The sequence below is a fragment of the Fusibacter sp. genome, from assembly GCF_057447755.1.
Genome location: NZ_JBVBZF010000483.1, coordinates 1 through 1,886 on the forward strand (window position 1 = coordinate 1; position 1,886 = coordinate 1,886).

The 1,886-nt window shown below is 33.3% G+C and carries 1 protein-coding gene; it reads left to right on the top strand.

Going from position 1 to position 1,886, the window contains the following annotated elements; translation table 11 throughout:
- Nucleotides 1-81: 81 nt before the first annotated feature.
- Nucleotides 82-1,886 (top strand): hypothetical protein (locus tag AC220I_RS21910; protein WP_486725996.1); only part of this gene is annotated, 1,805 nt, incomplete at its 3' end.

The following is a 1,886-nucleotide window of genomic DNA, read 5'->3' on the forward strand; positions in this document are numbered from 1 at the left end:
AAACCACTTATTAAACCTTTTCCAATACTACTAAAATCACAATTTGCCATAGAAATACTATCACATAACAAGGGGCAAGCTATGATTTCGTGGCCACTACTTGATTTAATCTACTTGTTGATGCAAGAAGAACTTGAAGCAGAAAAAAGTGTGACCATTCAAAATATCATAGAAAACAACCCTATACTTTCTACTGCCATAAATATCCTTCATCTTCATAGCGACAATGTCACTGAAGTCAAGGATACCAAGGTGACAAATGTCATCAGACAACAGCAAATCCTCATTAACAATTTGCTAAAAACAGTGACCTACAATCCAGTCTCGAACTTTTTAGAAGTACAAAGGCTTTTAGAAGTGAACACCATGTCTCTTTCTAGGGCTCATTATTTTAACCCCAATAGTTTGACACTGGTTAATCAAAATAACGAAAAAACAGACATTTATTTAATTGATGCAAGAAATGATCATCAAAGTCAGTCTGAAAATTATCAAAGTCTATATCATAAAGCCTTAACATACCAAAATACATTCAAACAAGGGCAAACTCATAGTGAGACTGTGGTAAGCATAAGTAATACCAGTCTGGTATCTCACTCAGATTTAAAGACTGAAAATAAAAAAGTAATCTCTGATCTAGAAAATAACAGGAGTACATACTCTGAAAAAAAATATAAGCTTGAATTTTTAAATTATTTTTATCAAAATGTAATGACTCAAAGTTCATATGATTTAAGTAATACGAACAACTTAAGTAAAGCAAGAAGCTTAAGTAATGCAAGTAACGTAAGTAATTTGAGTAATACGAGCGACTTAATTAATAAGAGCGACCTAATTAATAAAATTAATACAAGTCGTAGCATAATAACTACTAAAACTCATAACACAGGAAATATAGTCAATGCAGGAAGTATAGTCAATGCAAGCAATATATTCAATACAGACAACTCACACAATACAGATGATACTGTCAATACAGACAACCTAAACCATTCAAATTATCAAAGTAATCTGGATGCGGATGTAATTAAAACCGAGAAGAACAGCGAAGGTGGGCTCATTAATCACCAAGAGAATGGCATCTCCAAATTACTAAATCGCCTTTTGAAAAGGTCAACTAAGGCGTTAAGTGAAGATATAAGGGTTGATGAAAGGATTGACTCAAATATTGGAAATTTGTATTCTAGTTGGAATGCCTTTCAAACGCTTGTTTATCTTGAAGCCTTAATGCCAACTTTTGAACAGCAACAAAAAACAAATACCTTAATGGTTCACAGAAGATATAACGATGAGAAAGTCACACAGATTATAAATCGTGTGATTGAACCTGTTTTAAGAATTAAATCGTCAAGAGTCCGCAAAGATGCCTTAGAAGAAACCCTTAATATGCTAAAAAATCAAATCTTAAAAGGTGGACAGGTATACTTAAGGGATTCCCATTTTGATGGGGTGAAGGATGAGTATGATAAAAGTAGCTTACCAAGGATCACAAGCTACGAATTTATTAAGCATTATAAGAAGGACCTATATACAAAAACAGAGCATCAAATAATAGACATGGCATCAAGACAAAACAAGATGCTTCAATATCAAAATCAGAATGTGATGATAGCTTTAGGCAATCAAACTAACCGATCGAGTCATGAGCCCTCATTACAACCCCATGAACGACTAGGACTCAATATGGCTTTTGCCGATTTTAATCATAAAGAGCTGACTTTACCTGTAATGTTACATAAAGCAGTTCTAACTCATGAATTTCAAAGTCAAGTATTGGCAAGACTATCAAGGGACAATAAAACTGATTTTGGCAAGTCAAACAACATGTCAGAATATATCAGTCAGAATATTAGTCAATATGCTCAGAGATATTCTAAGCTTGCCTT